We start from the raw sequence: 1,129 nt of genomic DNA, 5'->3' as shown, positions 1-1,129 counted from the left end.
CGCCCTGGGTGTAGTAGCGGGTGGCGCGGACACTGTTGGCGCTCTTGGCCCACTCGACTTCCTGTTTACCCACGCTCTAGAAATCTGAAAACTCTGATCGAATTAGGTCAGCAAGTTCGATTAAATAGCCGTTGAACTTCAGATCATCATGAGCAGAGAAAAGCACCTCAAAAGCTGCACGAAGAGCTCTGCCTGGAGCTGCTCTCAGGTCGCTCATCGAAAGCGTAGAAATCACGTCAGAAAAACTATAAGTCAACCTAATTCTACTCTCGACCTTCGCAGCTTCTATTGAATCTTGAGTTTGCGAGGTCTCCACAGTCGACACACCGGACGTGGCCACTTCACGACAGAGCTGAATAAGCATCAAAATGAATTCTACAACAGGAAGATCAGGCGTTCTCAATAGCACTTCAGAACATCCGTCATTGATCAGAACATCGGAAGTGAAGTAGTAAAAAGTAAAATCATTGACAGTCAATGCACGAGGGGGGGCTCCTATCAAACCATCGACACCCCAGGATGGATCGTCGATGCGCGGCAAGAATATGAACGAGATCATTTTATTCCTAGTACAAGAACTTCGGCATTGCGGTTACGAAATTTCCATCGCCATCAACGGCGATTCTCATTCCGTTCTGACCCATCACACCAACCTCCATATTCCCAAAATCGTAGTCTATGTAATAGCCATCTCGCGGGTCTGATTTAGATCTAGAAACACGTGTTCCATTTTCTATCGCCTCGTCCACCATCCTGCGAAATCCAGTCTTATCAATATCTCCAGAAAATACGTTTTCATGTTTTTTAATTTTGTCATAGTATCCTCCTGATGAATGCCGCGCCCAAGCGTGGTCAAACTGCCGGGTTCCCACATTGCATTTTTCATTGTGTACAAGAACCGGCACCTGACCAACGAGTACATAATAGGTGTGGATGTCGTAGACGGCGATGTTGTAGGCGGTGGCGGCGTGGGCGCTGGGTAGGCGGAGGCTGTCGATTTTGAGTGGTTGTCCGTTGGCGGTGTGGAGGTGGTCGCCGGGGTCGAGGTGTTGGGCTTGTTGCCATTGGTGGTCGGTGGCGTTCCAGTAGGGGTGGTCTTCGGTGGTGGTGACGGTAGCACCGTCTTCGG

The 1,129-nt window shown here is 49.4% G+C and carries 2 protein-coding genes; both read right to left on the bottom strand.

Going from position 1 to position 1,129, the window contains the following annotated elements; genetic code table 11:
• Positions 1-76 precede the first annotated feature (76 nt).
• Entirely contained in the window at positions 77-559 is a 483-nt protein-coding gene (locus tag ACYVIP_RS44705) for a hypothetical protein (protein WP_460407325.1), read from the bottom strand.
• A gap of 7 nt (positions 560-566) precedes the next feature.
• A partial coding sequence (locus ACYVIP_RS44700; RefSeq protein ID WP_460407324.1) for a polymorphic toxin-type HINT domain-containing protein occupies positions 567-1,129 on the bottom strand: 563 nt, incomplete at its 5' end.

The sequence above is a fragment of the Actinophytocola sediminis genome (genome assembly GCF_054779715.1).
The sequence above is the reverse complement of the archived record's forward strand: the minus strand, read 5'-3'. Positions and strand labels throughout refer to the sequence as shown.